This is a genomic window from Enterovirga sp. (assembly GCF_028290205.1).
Taxonomy (GTDB): domain Bacteria; phylum Pseudomonadota; class Alphaproteobacteria; order Rhizobiales; family Beijerinckiaceae; genus Enterovirga.
In genome coordinates, this window is record NZ_JAQGKF010000020.1 from 1 (window position 1) to 17,857 (window position 17,857).

A 17,857-nucleotide genomic window follows, 5' to 3' on the forward strand; every position below is an offset into this window, starting at 1 on the left:
CCGGGCTGCTGCGATTGACCTTCGGGTCGTTCGTGCTCCTTCGGGGGTTCGACTTCATGGTGGAGGTGATCGGCATGTTCGGGGTTGGTGAAATCCTCCTCACCATGGAGGAGGGCCTCGCCTTCTAGGGCACCCGGGCCAAGATCGACCCGCGGGTGGTGCTCGAGACCTGGAAGCAGCTGCCGCGGCTCTGGCTCACCATGATCCGCTCCTCCATGGTCGGCTGCTGGATGGGCATCACCCCGGGCGGAGCGACGCCGGCGTCCTTCATGAGCTACGGCCTGGCCAAGCGCTTCTCCAAGGACGGCGGGAAGTTCGGCACGGGCCAGATCGAGGGCGTCGTCGCGCCTGAGACCGCGGCCCACGCGGCCGGAACCAGTGCCCTCCTGCCCATGCTGACGCTGGGCATCCCGGGCTCGCCGACGGCAGCCGTGCTGCTGGGCGGGCTGCTGATCTGGGGTCTGCAGCCCGGGCCCCTGCTGTTCGTCGAGCAGAAGGACTTCGTGTGGGGTCTGATCGCCTCGATCTACATCTCGAACGTGGCCGGGCTGATCGTCGTGCTGACCACGGTGCCGCTCTTCGCCGCGATCCTGCGCATCCCGTTCAGCATCATCGCACCCATCATCCTCGTGATCTGCGCCGTCGGGGCCTATACGGTGCACAATGCCTTCGGCGACATCATCGTGATGCTGATCTTCGGGGTGGTGGGCTACGTGTTCAAGAAGCTGTCCTACCCGCTGGCGCCCCTCGTCCTTGCGCTGGTGCTCGGCGACATGGCCGAGAGCTCGTTCCGCCAGGCGATGCTCCTGTCGCAGGGTAGCCTGACGATCTTCTGGGCCAACGGGCTGGTCGGCTCGATCGTGACGCTGGCGCTGGTCATGCTGTTCTGGCCCATGCTCTCGACGGTGGTGGGCAAACTCGCGCCCCGCCGGGCGCTGCCGGCGCAGTAGCGCCGTCCCCCGCGGCGGCTTACTCTGCGGTCGGGGACAGGTCCCGGCCGCACCGAGGCCCGTCCCGAGCCCCCCAGCGCCCGGAGTCCCGCCTTGGTCAGACCGCACCGCATTGCCGCCATCCCGGGAGACGGGATCGGCCAGGAGGTGATCGCCGCCGGGATCGAGGTGCTGGAGGCCCTGGCCGAGCGGGAGGGCCTGCGCTTCACCTTCGACCATTTCGACTGGGGGTCCGCCTATTACCGGCGGCACGGCGTCATGATGCCGGCGGACGGGCTCGCAGCGATCCGTGACCACGACGCCATCTTCTTCGGCGCGGTCGGCGCTCCGGACGTGCCCGACCACGTGACGCTTTGGGGCCTGCGGCTCGCCATCTGCCAGCCCTTCGACCAATACGCCAACGTCCGGCCGACCCGGATCCTGCCCGGCATCACCAGCCCGCTCCGCAACGTCTCGGGGCCGGAACTCGACTGGGTCATCGTGCGCGAGAATTCCGAGGGCGAGTATGCGGGCGTCGGCGGGCGCGTGCATCGCGGCCTGCCCGAGGAGGTCGCGACCGACGTGTCCATGATGACCCGGGCCGGCGTCGCCCGCATCATGCGCTACGCCTTCGCGCTCGCCCGCTCGCGCCCCCGCAAGCTCCTGACCGTGGTCACGAAGTCGAACGCCCAGCGCCACGCCATGGTGATGTGGGACGAGATCGCGGCCGAGGTCGCGGCCGAGTTCCCGGACGTGACCTGGGACAAGATGCTGGTCGACGCCATGACCATGCGAATGACGCTGCGGCCGGAGACACTGGACACGGTGGTGGCCACGAACCTCCACGCCGACATCCTGTCGGACCTCGCGGCCGCGCTGGCCGGCTCGCTCGGCATCGCGCCAACGGCCAACATCAACCCGGAGCGGCGTTTCCCCTCCATGTTCGAGCCGATCCACGGTTCCGCCTTCGACATCACCGGCAAGGGCATCGCGAACCCGATCGGCACGTTCTGGACCGCCACCCTGATGCTCGACCATCTCGGCGAGCCACGGGCCGCTGCCCGGCTGATGCGCGCCATCGAGCGCGTCACGGCCGATCCGTCCCTGCACACGCCGGATCTCGGCGGGCAGGCCACCACCCGGCAGGTCACGGATGCCGTGGTGGCGGCCATCCGGGGCGACAACGCCTAGAGGCAGGGCGACGGGAACAGGGCCCAGGAGGGCGGCCGTGGCCCCCGCCGCATCCCGGCCCGACCCGGCCGGCCCGGCCCTGTTCCGGCCGGACCCGGTGCTGGCGGTCGGGATCGTGGGGGAGGATTGCGATCCCGGTTTCGTGGCCGAGCTGGCCCCGGTTCTCGCAACGCTGTCGGAGGCCTGCGGCCGGATCGTGGCGCGGGATGCGGAGTTCTTTTCGGGAGCGCGGCCGCGAATCCGGCTCGTGGTGCGGGCGGGGTCGGCGGAGGTCGAGCGCGGCCTGGCCGAGATCCTGCTGCCCATCGGAGGTGAACTCGGCCTGATCGGGGCCGGCGAGCCGCGGCCTACGGACGAGGGCGCGCGCGTGCTGTGGCTGCCCGGGCCGGCCGGAGATCCGGATGTGGCCGCAGAACGGGCCGACGCGCTGCTCGACCAGAGCGACCTCCTTCTGGCCTCTTGGGACGGGCAGCCCGATGCGCGGCCGGGTTCGGCGGGAGCCATCCTCCAGGAGGCGGTGGAGCGGCGCCTGCCGGTGCTGCTGCGCCGGGCCGGCGGCCCGGTCCAGGTGGTCGACGACCCGGCTGAACGGCTTCTGCCCGCGCTTGCCGCGCGGCTGCCGCGCGTCGGACTCGCGGACAATCTCGAGGCGGTTCTGGCGCGCGCCTTCGCGCCGCCCTCTGGCCCGGAGGAGAGGCAGGCGCTGCGCGACTGCCTGGCCGAACCGGGCCGGGTCGGATCGCGCCGGCCCGAATACCCCGCCTTCCTGCTCCTGGCGGCCAGGCCGCGGCCGTCGGGCGAGGACGTGCCGGGGCTCGGCCCGGCCGAGGAATGGGCGAGGGCCGAGCAGATCGCCGGCGGCATCTCGCCCGAGGCAGCGAGCGGCGTCGCCGGTCAGGCCCGGCGGCATGCCCGCATGGAGCAGCTCGCGGCCTTCTATGGCCGGCGCGCCCGGTCCGGCACAGTTCTGCGCTATTCCGGGCCGGCCTTCGGCGCCCTGATGATCGCCGTGCTGGCGATCGTGGCGCCGCAGATGAGCCTGGGCTGGCTCGGGGTTCAGGCCGTGGTCATGACGCTGACCATCACCGAGGCGGCATTCGCGACCCGGGGCCGGTGGAGCGAGCGCTGGCTGGATTACCGCTCGCTCGGCGAGCGCCTGCGCTGCGACCGCTTCCTGCTCCCGCTCGGGATCGGTCTTGGCCGGCTCGAGGTCGAGGGCGAGTCGGCCGACCCCGCCTGGATGCGCTGGTGCCACCGTCGTCTGAGGCGCGCCGAGGTCCCCGCGGGCGTGGTCAGCGACGAGGTGGTCCGCCAGGCCTTCCGGCACCTGGCCGAGGTCGAGATCGCGGGCCAGATCCGGTACCACGAAAGCGCAGCCCTTCGCTTCCGGAGCCTCAGCCGGCGGCTGCGCCAGATCGCGGCCGGCTCCGTGCTGTGCATTGCGGGTGCCAGTCTGGCGCTGTTCGGCCAGGGCCTGTTGGGAGCTGGTGCGCCCGGCATCGAGGCGGTGCTGCTCGCTCTCCTGATCACTCTGCCGTCGGTGTTTCTGGCGGCACGCGGCCTGCGGCTCGAAGGCGCCTTCGACCTCGCCGCCGCCCGTTCGGAACAGACATTGGCCGCTCTCCGGAGGCTGCGCGATCGGATGGGGGCGGGCCCGCTCAGCTACGGGCGCCTCGTCCAGGCCTCTCGGGCCGCGGCCGGGGCGATGGTCCTGGAGACAGGAGACTGGCGCATCGGCGTGCAGCGCTCGCGCACGCCCTATCGGGCCTCGCCACCGACCGCGCCGGCCGAAGCGCCCCGGGGGGCGTCCCGACCGTGACCTGCCGCAACGGCAGCCGTGCTCAGGCCATGGAGGCGGCCCGGGCGGCGTTCCCGGCTGCGGGCGGTTCGCGGGAGGCGGACGCCGCCGGCGCCAGCGGGTAGGCCGCTTCCACCAGATAGGGGCCGCCGCCAACCGAGTCGCGGGCCGAGAAGATCACGAACCGGGTCGCCGTGAAGGACAAAGGCGGAAAGCGGCCGTGCCGCGCGATGGCGGCGGCGATGTCGCCCGGCCGCACATCCCTCAGCCGCGCCAGGGTGACGTGCGGCGTGAACTTCCGGGTCTCGGGGGGCAGACCGGCCCGGCGCAGCAGCTTCTCCTGCTCGGCCTGGAAGCGGGTGAGCTCGGGGGTCGGCACCACCCGGGCGTACAGCGCCCGGGGCCGGTCGCCGCCGAACACGCCCAGCGCGTCCAGCGACAGGGTGAGGGCCGAGCGGTGCCGCGCCTCGCCGAGCAGCGCTGCCGCATCGCGGGCCGTGCCGTGATCGACATCGCCCAGGAAGCGCAGGGTGACGTGGTAATGGGCAGGCTCGATCCAGCGCGCGCCCGGAACGCCGCCCCGCAGCGAGGCGAGTTCGTCAGCGATGCCGGCAGGGATCTCCAGGGCGGTGAACAGGCGGGGCATCGAGAGCTCCTGATCTGGCCCCGCATCCTTGCGGCGACGGCGCCCCCCCGCAACCCGGCCGGATCGGGTGTCAACAATCGGCCTGCGGCGCCCGCCCCTGGCCCGGGGTGGTACGCGGTGGCCGGGGCGGCTAAGTGGAAAGCCGACGACAGGCGGCGGAGGACCACGGATGCATCACGAGGCCGGCCTCCTGGTGACGATTGTCCTCGGCCTCGTCATGGCCTTCGCCTTCGGCTTCGTGGCCGCCCGGCTCCGCATGCCGCCGCTCGTCGGCTACCTCGTGGCCGGCATCGCGCTCGGCGGAAGCACGCCGGGTCCGGTCGCCGATGCCGGCCTAGCCAGCCAGCTCGCCGAGGTCGGCGTCATTCTGCTGATGTTCGGGGTCGGCCTCCATTTCTCGCTCGACGATCTCAAGGCCGTCCGCTGGATCGCGGTGCCGGGCGCCATCGCTCAGATCGTCGCGGCCACCGCCATCGGCGCCCTGGTCGCCCTGCTGTGGGGCTGGAGCTTTGGCGGCGGGCTCGTCTTTGGGCTGGCGCTTTCGGTCGCCAGCACGGTCGTGCTTCTCAAGGCACTGGAGGAGCGTAACGCGCTCGAGGGGGCGAACGGCCGCGTCGCGGTCGGCTGGCTCATCGTCGAGGACCTAGCCATGGTCCTGGCCCTGGTGATGATCCCGGCCTTCGCCGGCCTGCTCGGCGGCAAGGTGGCCGAGCCGGTTTCGGGCGGCGGCGCCCTGCTGGCCGGCCTCATCACCATCGTCAAGGTCGGCGCCTTCCTGCTGCTGATGCTGATCGCGGGGCCGCGGCTCATGCCACCGATGCTGCGGCAGGTGGCGCGGCTTGGGTCACGCGAACTCTTCACGCTGGCCGTCCTGGCTGCGGCGCTCGGGATCGCCTACCTGGCCGCGACGATGTTCGGCGTGTCCTTCGCGCTTGGCGCGTTCTGCGCCGGCATGGTGCTGTCGAAATCCGAATTCAGCCACAAGGCCGCGACCGAATCGCTGCCGCTGCAGGATGCCTTCGCGGTTCTGTTCTTCGTCTCGGTCGGCATGCTGTTCGACCCCTCCGTGCTGTGGCGCGACCCGCTGGCGGTGCTGCTCACGCTGCTGATCATCGTGGTCGGCAAGTCGCTGGTGGCGATGGTCATCGTGCTGCTGCTCGGCTACCCCGCCCCGACGGCCGCGATGGTGGCGGCAAGCCTCGCCCAGATCGGAGAGTTCTCCTTCATCCTGGCCGCGCTCGGCATCGCGCTCGGCCTCATGCCGGTGGAGGGGCGGGATCTCATCCTGGCCGGCGCGATCTTGTCGATTATGCTGAACCCGCTCGCTTTTCTGGCGATTGGCCCCGTCTCGGGCTGGGTCACAGCCTTGCCCGCCCGCTTCGCCGGGCGGGCGCGCCGGCAGGCGAAATTCGCCCGGCTCGAACGTGCGCTGGAGCAGCGGCGGGCCGAGGCCGAGGCGCTGGCACCGCACCGCGTGTCGCTCAGCTCCGAGGAGGTCGGTGACCGCTTCCCGATTTTCGGGCGGCTGCCGCCCGAGGCTCGCGCCGAGCTCACGGATCTGTTCGTGCCGCGGCGCGCCTCGCCCGGCGAGCGCATCATCCGGCGCGGCGACGCTGCGCACGAGATCTTCTTCATCGCCTCCGGCGAGGTCGAGGTGTCGCTGCCGAACGGTTCGGTGCGGCTCAAGGCCGGCGACTTCTTCGGGGAGATGGGGGTGCTGTCCGGCAATCCCCGCACCGCCGACGTGACGGCGATCGACTATTGCGAGTTCGAGATGCTGAGCCGGCGCGACCTCCTGTTCTTCCTGGACCGGCATCCGGAGCTCACGGCCGCGATCAGCGACGTGGCTGACCGGCGGACCGAGATGAACCAGGCCGGGCCGCTCCCGGCGGCGAGCTGAGGCCTGCTCAGCCGGCGCGGCGTTCGCTCAGGAATGTCTGCATCCGGTCGAGGGCGCGCGCGATGTTCTCGGCCGAGTTGGCGTAGGACACCCGAATGAAGCCTTCGCCGTGGATGCCGAAATCCGGCCCCCCGATGGTGGCGACGCCGGCGCTGTCCAGCAGCGCCGTCGCGAGGGGCTTCGCCTTCCAGCCTGTGCGGGACACGTTGGGGAAGGCGTAGAAGGCGCCCTTGGGCGTGATGCAGGACACGCCGGGGAGCCGGTTCAATCCCTCCACCACCAGGGCGCGGCGCTGGTCGAAGGCCTTCATCATCTCGCGCGGGGCATCCTGTGGTCCGTTCAGCGCCGCGACCCCGGCCCATTGCGTCGGGGCATTGACGCAGGAGAAGGAGTTCACGGCGAGCTTGCGGGCCATGTCGTAGAGGCGGGCCGGCCAGACCGACCAGCCGAGCCTCCAGCCGGTCATGGCGTAGGTCTTGGAGGCGCCGTCCAGATAGATCAGCCGGTCGCGGATTTCCGGATAGGCGAGGAGGCTGACATGCTCCTCGCCGTCATAGGTCATGGTGCCGTAGATCTCGTCGGACAGGACGGCCACGTCCGGGAACCGGGCGAGGCCCGCGACCAGCGCGTCGATCTCGCGCTTCGGCGTCACGCCCCCGGTCGGGTTCGCCGGCGAGTTCAGGATCAGAAGCCGCGTGCGCGGGGTCAGCAGCGCCAGCGTCTCCTCGGCCGAGAAGGCGAAGCCGTTCTCCTCCCGGATCGGCACCGCGACCGGGGTCGCGCCCGTGTACTCGATCATGGAGCGGTAGATCGGGAAGCCGGGGTCCGGATAGAGGATTTCGGCGCCGGGCTCGCCGAACATCAGGATGGCGGCGAACATCGTCACCTTGCCGCCCGGCACGATCATCACCTGGCCGGGCGAGACCTCGGCGCCCAGCCGACGGTGCAGGTCGGCAGCCACCGCCTCGCGCAGCGGCAGGATGCCGGTCGCCGGCGTGTAGCCGTGCTGGCCGTCGCGCAGCGCCTTCACGGCCGCCTCGACGATGTGAGGCGGGGTGGGAAAGTCGGGCTGGCCGATCCCCAGATTGACGATGTCGCGCCCGGCTGCCGCGAGGTCGGTTGCCCGTGCCAGCACCGCGAAGGCGTTTTCCTCGCCGATCCGGTCGAAATTCCCCACCGTGTGCAGCATGGCGCGCCTCCTCGCGTGCACTCCGGCACGTCGGCCGGGATATGGCCGAAGCGGCCCGGCTTGAACAGTCGAGGGGTGCGCCTGCTCCCGTCTGCCGTTATGAGGGGCGCCGGCCGGACCGGGATGGGCGGCAGCGGGACGGGACCGGTTGAGCAAGCTGAAACGGATCGAGCCGCGCACGAACGGCGCCGAAGAGCCTCCGAAGGCCTCGCGGCGCCGGCAGCGCCTGGCGAGCGAGCCGACCTCGCGCCGCATCCGGCCGAGCGACCGCTGGGAGGCCGGCTTTCTGCGTCTGCCGGCCGGCAGCCGCGGCCGTCCCCTGAGCTACGTCGTGGACGGGCTTGGCATCTATTACGACGCGACCGCCGCGAGCGAACTCGAGACCGTCCTGCAGGAGGGCGGCTGGCAGGCCTCCGAATTGATGGCCCGGGCGGAGCACGGCACCGTCCAGCTCCGTCGCCGGCGCCTGTCCCTGTGCAACGATCCGCGCCGCATTCCTCTGGAACTCGCCCTCGAACGGCTCGGCCGCCCCCGCGGCACGGCCGCGGACCTGGTGGTGGTGATCGACCAGCCCCGGGAGGATCTCGGCCCGGGCTTCGCGCTGGCCGGGCCGGAACGGTTCCGGCTCATGCTGGACGCGGCCCGAGCCGAGAACCCGGATTCGGAAATCGTGGTGGTGCGCGACCCCGCCGCGCCGATCGGGTCCGGACAGGGCCATCTGGAGGCGGCGGCTGCAGCGGCCGGAATTCCGCTGGTGAGCGACCCGGTCGAAAGCTGGTCGGTCGCGGAAAGCTGCCGACGGCTCTATTGCGTGGCCGCTCATGTGGGTTTCGAGGCCGCCCTGGCCCGCAAGGCGGTGACCTGCTTCGGCGTCACCTTCTATTCCGGCTGGGGGTTCACCGACGATCGGCTGCTGACGCCGCGCCGCACCAGCCGGCGCAGCGTGACGGAGGTCTTCGCCGCCGCCTATCTGCTCTACTCACGCTATTTCGAGCCCTATGAAGGCCGGCCGATCCGGTTCGAGCAGGCGCTGGACCTGCTCGAACTGGTCCGCACGCGCCATCGCGAGAACGCCATCCGGACCGTCTGTTTTGGCTTCGCGCCCTGGAAAACCCCCTGGCTCGGCCGCACCCTCGGCGCGCCGGGCTTTGCGCCGCGGATCTCGACCGCCGCGACCGTGACGCCCGGCGAACTCCGGGACGCAGAGCGGGCGGTGGTCTGGTCGAGCCGCTCGCCGGCCGGCACGGACGAGAGCTGCCGGCAGGCCGGAATCCCGCTGCTCCGGATGGAGGACGGCTTCCTGCGCTCGATCGGTCTCGGCGTGGGGTTGCGGCAGGGTGCCTCCTACGTGCTCGACGGAGCGGGCGTCTATTACGACGCCACGGGGCCGAGCGACCTCGAACGGTTGCTGGAGACGGGCGAGTTCGACGCAGCCTTGCTGGACCGGGCGCGCGCTCTGCGCGAGCTCGTGGTCGGGGCGCGGCTCAGCAAGTACAATGTGGGCACGGCGGCGATGCCGCCCTTGCCGCCGGATCGGCGCGTGGTGCTGGTCGCCGGACAGGTGGAGGACGACGCCTCCATCGCCCGCGGCGAAACCACGGTGGCGGGCAATCTCGGCCTCCTGCGCCGCGCCCGCGAGCGCCACCCCGAGGCCTACCTGGTGTACAAGCCGCATCCCGACGTGGAGGCGGGCCTTCGGCCCGGCTACGTGCCGGCGGCGGACCTGGCCGGTCTGGCCGATCTGGTGCTGCGGGACGTGGCGGCTCCGGACGCGATCGACGCCGCCGACCAGATCGAGGTTGCGACCTCGCTGCTGGGCTTCGAAGCGCTGCTGCGCGGCAAGCCGGTGGCCACGCACGGTCTGCCCTTCTATGCGGGCTGGGGTCTGACGGAGAGCCCGTCCTGTCCCCGCCGCACCCGGCGGCTGAGCCTGGACGAACTGGTCGCCGGCGCGCTGATCCTCTATCCGCGCTACGTCGACCCGCCGACGGGCCTGCCTTGCACGCCCGAGGTGCTGGCCCGCAGGCTGCGCACGGGCGACCCCAAGCTGACGCGCCGGGAGCGCCGCGTGGAAGGCTATCTCAAGCAGGTCTGGTCCTTCGTCTGGCGGCGCCTGCTGCGGCCCTAGCCCGTTGCGCTGGCCGGTCCGGGGAGGCCCGGCCCAGCGTCTGACACGGGCCGGCGCTGGCCGGCCGTCCAGACCGAGACGCGAATATGCGCCCGCTCAGTGGCAGCGAGCTCGCGGACGAGCCGGAGGGCGAGCTGGCGGCCGCGCTCCTCGAAATCCGCCTCCTGCGCCTCCGACCAGAGCGGCGGGCCGCCGGGATCCTCGAGGTTGAACGAGCCGTCCCGCTCAGCCGCCCAGGAATCCAGATCGCGCGCGAGCGACCACGAGATGCCGAGGGCGTCCGGCGCCACGCAGCCAAAGCGATCCGGCTCGTCAAACCAGACCGGGTGGCACTGGTAGTCCGACATGACGTCGAGCCCGCCCGTGATCTCCTCCTCCGGGCCAACGGGACGGGGCGCCGGATCGAACGTCACGCGGTCCGGGCCGAGTTCAGCGACGAGCCTCGCCTGGAGCGGCCGGCCGAGCGCCTCCAGCCGGGCCAACCCGTCCGGGGTCCGGATCCGGCACCGCCGTGGATCGGTCGGATCCGCCACCTCGCGGAACAGCGAGAGCCAGTTCTCGATCAGATGCGACACGTCGTCGGATACGAGCCGCTCCTGGATCCCGCACTCGAGCGGCGCACCCGTGGCGGCCTCGCGCAGGGCGCCGAGGTTCCACGAGGGCGTCAGGACGACGCGCAGCGTCCCGCTCTCCAGCGCCAGGATCTGCGCGCTCGGCTCGGCCGGAAGGTCTTCATCCTGGGCGAGGGGGGTGCCGTTCGGGTCTCCGGTCGGTGCCGGCCGTGGGCGTCGGCCCGGCATGCCGGCGAAGAGCCAGGCCGCGTAGCCGGTCAGCAGAAGGGCGGCCGTGCCCGCGACGGCCGCGACCCAGGGCTGCTCGGCCACCGGCCGGAGCACCCCGTTCCAGGCGGCCAGGCCGCCAAGCCCGGCCACCGCGCCGAACGCGGCGCAGGCGATCCAGCTCGTCCGCCGGGCTTCGGGCGGGGGCGGGTCGTCCGGATCGACGTAGCGCGGCGCGGCGAGCAGGAAGGCGATCTGGCCGGCCCAGGCGAGGGCCAGAAGCGGCGCGGCGGCCGCAAGTCCGGCGCAGAGCGCGATGGCGGCCCAGCCGGTCACGATCGAACTCGCCAGAAGGTAGTGTTGCCGGTGCCGCTCCCCGGGCGAAGTCCCCTGCTCGCCCAGGGTGAGGGCGTTCAGAGCCTCGGACAGGAGGCGGTCCATGGCGACCGCCCGCAAACCGAACAGGGCGGCCAGAAGATAGAAGATGCCGACGAGGCGAAGGCCGATTCCGAGCGCCTCGTCCACCTCGCCGGGGCCGCTACACGCCGCGCCAGCGCGGCGCGCGCTTGTTCAAAAAGGCGTCCATGCCCTCGCGGAAATCCTGGCTCGTGTAGCACATCAGGATCAGGTCATGGCCCTCTTCGCGGGTCATGCGGTGGCCGAGGCGACGGATCGCTTCCTTGGTGGCCTGCAGCGTCAGGGGCGCGTTGCCGGCCACCGTGCGGGCGAGTTCGGTGGCGCGGACGGCCAACGCCTCGGCATCGGGCACCACCTCGCTCAACAGCCCGACCGCCAGCGCCTCCTGGGCGTCCACCAGACGGGCCGTGAAGATCAGGTCCTTGACCCGAGCCGGGCCGATCAGGGCTGTCAGGCGGGCGATGTTGGAGACCGCCAGGCAGTTGCCGAGCGTGCGGGCGATCGGGAAGCCGAAGCGGGTGGAGGCCGTGCCGATGCGGATGTCGCAGCAGGCGGCGATCCCGGCCCCGCCGCCCGTGCAGGCCCCGGCGATGGCCGCGATGGTGGGCTTGCGGCAGCTCTCCAGGATGCCGAGCACCCGGTCGATGCGCCCCTCGTATTCAAGCGCGTCCTCGGGACCCTTGAAGGCCCGGAACTGGGAGATGTCGGTGCCGGCCGCGAAGGCCTTGTCGCCGGCCCCGGTGAGCAGCACGACCTTGATCTCGGGGTCGTCGCTGGCGGCGGCGCAGATCTCGGCCATCCGCTCATACATCCGGAAGGTGAGGGCGTTGCGGGCCTGCGGCCGGTTGAAGGTGATGCGGGCGATGCCGTCGTCCACCGCGTAGAGAAGGTCGTTGTCGGCGGAGGGGTCCGGGGCGATCTGGGCGCTCATGGGTGACCTCGGTGAGCGCCATTCTGGCGCCGGCCTGGTTGTTTCCCACCCAGGCCGCGTGGTTGGCAACCCGCTCGTCAGAAGCGCAGATGCACCTTGATCGCCCGTGTCCGGTCGGCCGCGAGGGCGAAGGCTGCCGGGAGGTCGGAGGCCGGCATCTCAGCCGACAGGATCGGGGCCACATCGATCCGCCCGCTCGCCAGAAGGGCAACCGCGGTTCGAAACTCCGCCCCGAAGCGAAAGCTGCCGACGAAGTCGATTTCGCGCGCCATCAGTCGGTTCACCGGAACCGGCACGTCCCCAGGCGGCATCATGCCGATCTGCACCACGCGGCCGCCCGGCCGCACCACACGGAACAGGGAGGCGAGCGCCGCGGGCGCGCCCGTGGCCTCCAGTGCGACGTCGAACCGGCCGCGGTCGGCCTCGTAGCGGGCCAGCCCGTCGGGCTCCTGCCCGACACGGATCGTCTCGGCCGCCCCGATTTCGCGCGCGATGCGGAGCGGCTCCTCGGCAAGGTCGGTGACGGTGATGCGGGCGGCCCCGGCGAGCCGCGCGGCCATGACGAGGAGGAGGCCGATCGGCCCGGCGCCGGCCACCACCACGTCCCGGCCGAGAAGCTCGCCGGCCCGGCGGATCCCGTGCAGGGCCACGGCCAGCGGCTCGGCTGTAGCCGCCACCCGCATCGGCACCGTGTCGGGCACCGGCACGCATTGGTCGGCCCGGGCCACGAAGCGCTCGCTGAAGGCGCCCTGGACATGCGGATCGCGCGCCGCGGAGCCGAAGAAGCGCATGTCGCGGCAGAGATGGCCGCGACCCTCCCGGCAATCCGCGCAGGAGAGGCACGGCCGGCTCGGATCCACGGCGACCCGCATCCCGGGCGCGAGACCGGCCACCGCGCGGCCCGTCTCGAGGACGGTGCCGGCGACCTCGTGACCGAGCACCATGGGCCGGCGAACGGCGAAGTCGCCGACCCGGCCCTTGCCGTAATATGACAGGTCGGAGCCGCAGATCCCGCCCGCCCCGAAGGTGATCCTGACCTCGTCGGGGCCGAGCTCCCCCTCGGGGACGTCGTCGAGCCGCAGGTCGCGGGCGGCATGGATCACGGCGGCCCGCATGGCTCTTCTCCCGTCCCGGTAAGTCCGTCACACTTCCCCACAACGAGGTGGCCGGCAAGCCACCCCTCCTGGGAGGTGCCCGTGTCGCTCACGCTCTTTGATCTCTCCGGCCGGACGGCGCTGGTCACCGGGTCGAGCCAGGGGATCGGCCTTTCGCTGGCCCGCGGCCTTGGCGCGGCCGGGGCGCGGCTGGTCCTGAACGGGCGCGAGGAGGGGCGGCTGCGGGCGGCCGTGGCCTCGCTCCGGACAGACGGCATCGCCGCGGAGGCTGCGGCCTTCGACGTCTCGGATCCGGAGGCGGTCGGGGCGGCGGTGGACCGGATCGAGCGGGAGGTCGGCCCCCTCGACATCCTGGTCAACAATGCCGGCATCCAGCGCCGCCGGCCGCTCGAGGACTTCCCCGTCGAGACCTGGCGCGAGATCATGCGGATCAATCTCGACAGCGTGTTCTATGTCGGCCAGGCGGTCGCCCGGCATATGATCCCGCGCGGCCGCGGCAAGATCATCAACATCGCCAGCCTGCAGAGCGAGGCCGCCCGCTACTCGATCGCGCCCTACACGGCTTCCAAGGGCGCGGTGAAGAACCTGACCAAGGGCATGTGCACCGATTGGGCGCGGCACGGCATCCAGGTGAACGCCATCGGGCCGGGCTATTTCGTGACGCCGCTGAACCAGGCTCTCGTGGACGACCCGGCCTTCGACGCCTGGCTGAAGACCCGCACCCCGGCCGGCCGCTGGGGCCGGGTGGAGGAGCTGCAGGGCGCGGCAATCTTTCTCGCCTCCGGGGCCTCCGACTTCGTCAACGGCCAGGTGCTGTATGTGGATGGCGGCGTGCTGGCCACGCTCTAGGCGCGGCGGGCCACGCTCTCGCGGCGGCGGCCGCTCAGCAGGGATTGCCGCTGTCGGGGGCGCCGCAGGACACCGCCCGGAAGCGCTCCTTCAAGGCGCCGTACAGGGCGGGGACGCCGAGCCGCTCGAGCCCGGCGTGGATCGGCTCCGCCAGGGCCAGCGCCACGTCGGTGACGGGGCCGGGCGGCCGCTCGCGCAGCGCGCCGACGATGCTGCCGGGGATCAGGAGGCCGAGCAGCAGCAGGGTCACGTAGATCGTCACGGCCGCCTGGCGCAGGGCGTGCGGACGGGGGCGGGCCACCGGGATGGTGATGGCGAGCCCGGAGGGGGGCGGGACGTCGTCGTCTGGAGCTGGAGGCCGCATGGTCAGAACTGGAAGTAGATGAAGGGCGGCACGCCCGCCGGGGCGAAAACCGCGATGGCGTAGATGGCAGCCGTGCAGAGCGCGATCTTGGCCGGCATGGGGGCGGCGTCGAAGCCGCGGCCAAGCCGCCGCTGCATGTCGGGCGGCACGAACTGGGTGGCCGCCCCGATCAGGACGAGGGCCGCCACGAAGGGTGACATCGTGGTGGTCCACTCACCCGACTGCGCCATCCGCGCGAAATAGGTGAAGGCCGCCTCGAGCGAGGGCGACCGGAAGAAGATCCAGGCCGCGCAGACCACGTGGAGGGTGACAAGCCAGCCAAGCACGGCGCGGACCGGGGAGGTCGGCCGGGACAGCGAGGCCGAACCGTCCCGGCCGCGGCCGGCCACGAGGTGCTCCAGCACCAGCGCCGCGCCGTGGATGGCGCCCCAGATCATGAAGGTGACGTTGGCCCCGTGCCACAGGCCGCCCAGCACCATGGTGATCATCAGATTGGCGAGCGCGCGCGGCTGACCGCGGCGGTTGCCGCCCAGCGGGATGTAAAGGTAGTCGCGCAGCCAGCGCGACAGCGTGATGTGCCAGCGCCGCCAAAACTCGCGCAGCGACGTCGCCCGGTATGGCTGATCGAAGTTCTGTGGGAACTTGTAGCCGAGAAGCGAGGCCACGCCGATGGCGATGTCCGTATAGGCGGAGAAATCACAATAGATCTGGATCGCGTAGGCGTAGGACGCGAGCACGAGGTCGAGCGAGGTCTGGCTGGCCGGATCGGCGAACACGCCGTCCACGAAATTCGTGCCGATGTAGTTGGCGATGACGACCTTCTTGAAGAGGCCGCCCAGAATCAGCATGGCCGAGCGGCCGAGTTCGATCTCATCCGGATCGGAGCGCAGCTCGGCCTGGGGCAGAAATTCCGAGGCCCGCACGATCGGACCCGCCACGAGATGCGGGAAGAAGCTCACATAGAGCAGCACGTCCAGGAGCGAGCGCGTGGCCGGGATCGTGCGCCGATACACGTCCACCACGTAGGAGATGCCGTGGAAGGTCAGAAAGGAGATCGCGACCGGCAGCGTGACCTCGACCAGCGACACGTCGAGCCGAAGCCCGAGCGTGGCAAGCGAGTTCACCACCTCGATGGCGAAGAAGTTGTAGTATTTGAAATAGCACAGGAGCAGCAGATTGGCTCCCACGCCGGCAATCAGCACCGCGCGCCGAAGGCGAGGCTCGGTGTCCAGCCGGGCAAGCACCAGCCCGATCAGGAAGTTGCCGGCCGACGATCCGAACAGAAGCAGGACGAAGCGCCAGTCCCAGAACGAGTAGAACAGGTAGCTCGCCGCGACGAGAAGGAGCTTCTTGGCGGTGTTGCGTTCGTTGAGGGCCCAGGCGACGGGAAAGATGGCGGCGAAAAAGACCGCAAACTCAATCGTTGGGAACAGCATCTCGCCTTCTCTGGATCTGCCCCAGCATGGACCGCAGCACGGGCACGAATTTGTCCGCGCTCTGGCGGTAGCCGGCGATCGTCATGTGGACATGGTCGTCGGCCATGAGCTGGGGCGTGGCCTTGGCCCAGTCATGCGCCCCGCATTCGGGCGGCATCACCTCGGCCCAGTCCCAGAACACCAGTTTCTCCTCCTCGGCAATGCGCCGCTGGACCTCGCGCACGCGGGCGAGGTTGGGCGGAGCCCGCCACACGCACATCCTGCCGCCGCCATCCGCGTCCGCAGCCGGCGCCTCACCGGTGGCACCCGGATCGCGGCCGCGCGAGCTCTGGCAAGTCGCCGTGGCGGCCTCCTGCTTGCAGCCTGCCGGCAGGCGGTTGGCGTTCGGCGGGCCTACGATCACGACCGCGGCCCCCGGGGCGGCACGACGCACCCGGCCCAGCACGCGGCGGTAGCGGGTCGCATAGGCGGTGGGGTCCAGATCGTCGTTGAAGCCCTCGTTGGTGCCGAAGGCGAGGACGACGATGTCGGGGGCGTGGCGCCGGATCTCCTGCCGGAAGGTGTCGCCGTCGTAGCGGTTGACGATGTCGATGGTGGCGCCCGGAAACCCGACGGCGCTCACGGCCACGCCGCTCGCGCGGTTGCGGACGGCGACGCCCGAGATGGTGACCGGCGCGTCGGCCGTCTTGGTCTGGATCCGGAGCCGCTGCAGGCGATCGACCTGGGTATGCTCGGGCGTGAGCCGGATCACCAGCCGCCCCTTGGTCGTGCCCTCGAGGGCGACCTCGCTCTCGACCTTGTCGTCCAGGCTGATCTCGATCGTGCCGCCCTTCGGCTGCGCCACGGTCTCGATCTCGATCACATCCCAGCTCACCGGCTGGTCGGCCGTGTAGGTCAGGCTTTCGCCGGCAGCGCTCGTCGTGGCCTCATAACCCGACAGCGCAAAATGCGAGCGGTCGTTCTTGGCCGTTTGGAGGCCCTGGTAGGTCCAGCCGGAACTCGCCTCGATCTTCAAGGCCGAGGACCGCACGCCCGATCGGGGCTTGCCGGGAGCCACATAGCCGGCGCCGCCGTCGCCGAATTCGGCCTGCAGCACTCGCCGCACCTGGCCGGTCAGAAAATCCGCGGCCGTGTGGCTGTCGCCGAGCTGGAGGATCGACACGGGGCGGGCGGGCGCGTCCGGCTGCGCCCCGGCCGCGTGCGGCGCGACGAGAACTGCCATCGCCGCCGCAAGGCGAAGGAGGCAGCCCGCCGAGACCGATGCTATGGCGCCTCGTCGCACGTGCCTGCCTCTCCCTTAGCCGGCGCAGTCGAGACCGGCCGCCCGGCCCGTCTGCTTGAGGTTGGCCAGCAGTTTCGGGACCAGATAGGCCCACACCATGTCGTAGCCGGCCATGGTGAAGTGCATGCCGTCCGGTGCCCGAACCGGCACGAGCCCGCGGCCGTTCTCGCCCGGAACGGCTGTGGCGTAGGTTCCGGGCGCGCCCGGGGTCTGCCACGGCTCCACGAACACGACCCGGGGGTCGCCGACCGTCCGGACCGCGTCCGCGAACAGCTTGTTCTTGGCCTGGGCGTCCGTGTGCTGAACCGCGTCCCGCATCGCCGGAAGGCCGACCAGCATGACGCCCGCGCCCTTGGAGCCGGCCGCCTGGAGGAACTGCACGACGCGGGCGAGATAGGCCTCGTCCCAGGCCGGGGTGCCGAACGGGGCCCGGCTGCGGCCGCCCTCGGCGACATCCTGGCGGTCGTTCAGCCCCACGGAGGCCACCACGCAGGCGGGCCCATAGCTGTCCGCGATCCGGCGCGCCTGAGCTACCCAATCGTGGCCGTCGGTCCGGGTGAGGCCGGTGCCGTTTTTCGCGTAGCGCCCGCCATCCATGTGGTCGCGCAGGCACTTGTCCTTGGTGAAGCTGCGCACGAACGAGCCCCACAGCCCATCGGCCATGGAATCGCCGACAAAGGCCACCCGGATCTTGTCTGCGCCCCCGGTCGGGGAGGGGGGAGCCGTCTCGGCCACCGCCGCGGAGGCGGCCAGGGGCAACGCCGCAGCTGCGCCGAGCACCTGCCGGCGGTTCAGCCCGGCTCGTGCGGGCAGGAGGAAGCGCGTCATCGCTCGGCGTCCGCCGTTGCGCGGCGCTTGGCGCCCCGCCTGCGCGGCGCCTCCGGCGGCAGCGCCGCCCCGGAC

The 17,857-nt window shown here is 71.5% G+C and carries 14 protein-coding genes and 1 pseudogene; 6 read left to right on the top strand and 9 right to left on the bottom strand.

The window, feature by feature from the left end; translation table 11 throughout:
• From JWR86_RS01790 to JWR86_RS01800, 3 genes and pseudogenes are all read left to right on the top strand, one after another.
• A pseudogene (locus JWR86_RS01790) lies at positions 1-950 on the top strand (tripartite tricarboxylate transporter permease); the annotation flags it as partial.
• A 93-nt stretch (positions 951-1,043) separates the two neighbouring features.
• Positions 1,044-2,120 (top strand): tartrate dehydrogenase, encoded by a 1,077-nt coding sequence (locus tag JWR86_RS01795; RefSeq protein WP_299559893.1) that lies wholly within the window; start codon positions 1,044-1,046, stop codon positions 2,118-2,120.
• A 37-nt stretch (positions 2,121-2,157) separates the two neighbouring features.
• A complete protein-coding gene (locus tag JWR86_RS01800; protein WP_299559896.1) occupies positions 2,158-3,939 on the top strand; it encodes a hypothetical protein in 1,782 nt (593 codons plus the stop codon).
• A 22-nt stretch (positions 3,940-3,961) separates the two neighbouring features.
• On the opposite strand, the gene thpR is transcribed toward JWR86_RS01800, so the two are convergent.
• Complete coding sequence (thpR, locus tag JWR86_RS01805; RefSeq protein ID WP_299559899.1) at positions 3,962-4,564, bottom strand: RNA 2',3'-cyclic phosphodiesterase; 603 nt, start codon at positions 4,562-4,564, stop codon at positions 3,962-3,964.
• A gap of 169 nt (positions 4,565-4,733) precedes the next feature.
• Here thpR and JWR86_RS01810 point away from each other — a divergent pair, with 169 nt between their 5' ends.
• Positions 4,734-6,464 (top strand): cation:proton antiporter, encoded by a 1,731-nt coding sequence (locus tag JWR86_RS01810; RefSeq protein WP_299559902.1) that lies wholly within the window; start codon positions 4,734-4,736, stop codon positions 6,462-6,464.
• A 7-nt stretch (positions 6,465-6,471) separates the two neighbouring features.
• On the opposite strand, the gene JWR86_RS01815 is transcribed toward JWR86_RS01810, so the two are convergent.
• Positions 6,472-7,653: a pyridoxal phosphate-dependent aminotransferase gene (locus JWR86_RS01815; protein WP_299559905.1), complete on the bottom strand. Its 1,182-nt coding sequence runs from the start codon at positions 7,651-7,653 to the stop codon at positions 6,472-6,474.
• Between the two features lie 148 nt (positions 7,654-7,801).
• On the opposite strand from JWR86_RS01815, the gene JWR86_RS01820 reads away from it, so the two are divergent.
• Positions 7,802-9,781 carry a capsular polysaccharide biosynthesis protein gene (locus JWR86_RS01820; RefSeq protein WP_299559908.1) on the top strand — a complete coding sequence of 660 codons (1,980 nt, stop codon included), beginning with the start codon at positions 7,802-7,804 and terminating at the stop codon, positions 9,779-9,781.
• On the opposite strand, the gene JWR86_RS01825 is transcribed toward JWR86_RS01820, so the two are convergent.
• The 3 genes from JWR86_RS01825 to JWR86_RS01835 all read right to left on the bottom strand — a co-directional run bounded on the left by JWR86_RS01825 (position 9,778) and on the right by JWR86_RS01835 (position 13,023).
• Positions 9,778-11,085, bottom strand: a complete 1,308-nt coding sequence (locus tag JWR86_RS01825) for a hypothetical protein (RefSeq protein ID WP_299559912.1) — start codon at positions 11,083-11,085, stop codon at positions 9,778-9,780. The genes JWR86_RS01820 and JWR86_RS01825 overlap by 4 nt on opposite strands.
• 13 nt (positions 11,086-11,098) lie before the next feature.
• Complete coding sequence (locus tag JWR86_RS01830) at positions 11,099-11,908, bottom strand: enoyl-CoA hydratase/isomerase family protein (protein ID WP_299559915.1); 810 nt, start codon at positions 11,906-11,908, stop codon at positions 11,099-11,101.
• A 77-nt stretch (positions 11,909-11,985) separates the two neighbouring features.
• Complete coding sequence (locus tag JWR86_RS01835) at positions 11,986-13,023, bottom strand: L-idonate 5-dehydrogenase (protein WP_299559918.1); 1,038 nt, start codon at positions 13,021-13,023, stop codon at positions 11,986-11,988.
• A gap of 81 nt (positions 13,024-13,104) precedes the next feature.
• On the opposite strand from JWR86_RS01835, the gene JWR86_RS01840 reads away from it, so the two are divergent.
• Positions 13,105-13,872 carry an SDR family oxidoreductase gene (locus tag JWR86_RS01840; protein ID WP_299559921.1) on the top strand — a complete coding sequence of 256 codons (768 nt, stop codon included), beginning with the start codon at positions 13,105-13,107 and terminating at the stop codon, positions 13,870-13,872.
• A 34-nt stretch (positions 13,873-13,906) separates the two neighbouring features.
• Here the strand turns inward: JWR86_RS01840 and JWR86_RS01845 are convergent, their stop codons facing one another.
• The 4 genes from JWR86_RS01845 to JWR86_RS01860 form a co-directional block, all read right to left on the bottom strand.
• Positions 13,907-14,236 (bottom strand): hypothetical protein, encoded by a 330-nt coding sequence (locus tag JWR86_RS01845; RefSeq protein ID WP_299559924.1) that lies wholly within the window; start codon positions 14,234-14,236, stop codon positions 13,907-13,909.
• A gap of 2 nt (positions 14,237-14,238) precedes the next feature.
• Positions 14,239-15,672 carry an MBOAT family protein gene (locus JWR86_RS01850; protein WP_299559927.1) on the bottom strand — a complete coding sequence of 478 codons (1,434 nt, stop codon included), beginning with the start codon at positions 15,670-15,672 and terminating at the stop codon, positions 14,239-14,241.
• Positions 15,653-16,894 (bottom strand): GDSL-type esterase/lipase family protein, encoded by a 1,242-nt coding sequence (locus tag JWR86_RS01855; RefSeq protein WP_299559930.1) that lies wholly within the window; start codon positions 16,892-16,894, stop codon positions 15,653-15,655. The genes JWR86_RS01850 and JWR86_RS01855 overlap by 20 nt, the downstream gene beginning before the upstream one ends.
• A 75-nt stretch (positions 16,895-16,969) precedes the next feature.
• A complete protein-coding gene (locus JWR86_RS01860) occupies positions 16,970-17,782 on the bottom strand; it encodes a DUF459 domain-containing protein (protein WP_299559933.1) in 813 nt (270 codons plus the stop codon).
• Between the last annotated feature and the right edge of the window lie 75 nt (positions 17,783-17,857).

Excerpts from the sequence above, each read along its gene's own strand:
- thpR (WP_299559899.1), bottom strand. The coding sequence starts at position 4,564 with ATGCCCCGCCTGTTCACCGCCCTGGAGATCCCTGCCGGCATCGCTGAC.
- JWR86_RS01810 (WP_299559902.1), top strand. The coding sequence starts at position 4,734 with ATGCATCACGAGGCCGGCCTCCTGGTGACGATTGTCCTCGGCCTCGTC.
- JWR86_RS01815 (WP_299559905.1), bottom strand. The coding sequence starts at position 7,653 with ATGCTGCACACGGTGGGGAATTTCGACCGGATCGGCGAGGAAAACGCC.
- JWR86_RS01830 (WP_299559915.1), bottom strand. The coding sequence starts at position 11,908 with ATGAGCGCCCAGATCGCCCCGGACCCCTCCGCCGACAACGACCTTCTC.
- JWR86_RS01835 (WP_299559918.1), bottom strand. The coding sequence starts at position 13,023 with ATGCGGGCCGCCGTGATCCATGCCGCCCGCGACCTGCGGCTCGACGAC.
- JWR86_RS01845 (WP_299559924.1), bottom strand. The coding sequence starts at position 14,236 with ATGCGGCCTCCAGCTCCAGACGACGACGTCCCGCCCCCCTCCGGGCTC.
- JWR86_RS01850 (WP_299559927.1), bottom strand. The coding sequence starts at position 15,672 with ATGCTGTTCCCAACGATTGAGTTTGCGGTCTTTTTCGCCGCCATCTTT.
- JWR86_RS01855 (WP_299559930.1), bottom strand. The coding sequence starts at position 16,894 with ATGGCAGTTCTCGTCGCGCCGCACGCGGCCGGGGCGCAGCCGGACGCG.
- JWR86_RS01860 (WP_299559933.1), bottom strand. The coding sequence starts at position 17,782 with ATGACGCGCTTCCTCCTGCCCGCACGAGCCGGGCTGAACCGCCGGCAG.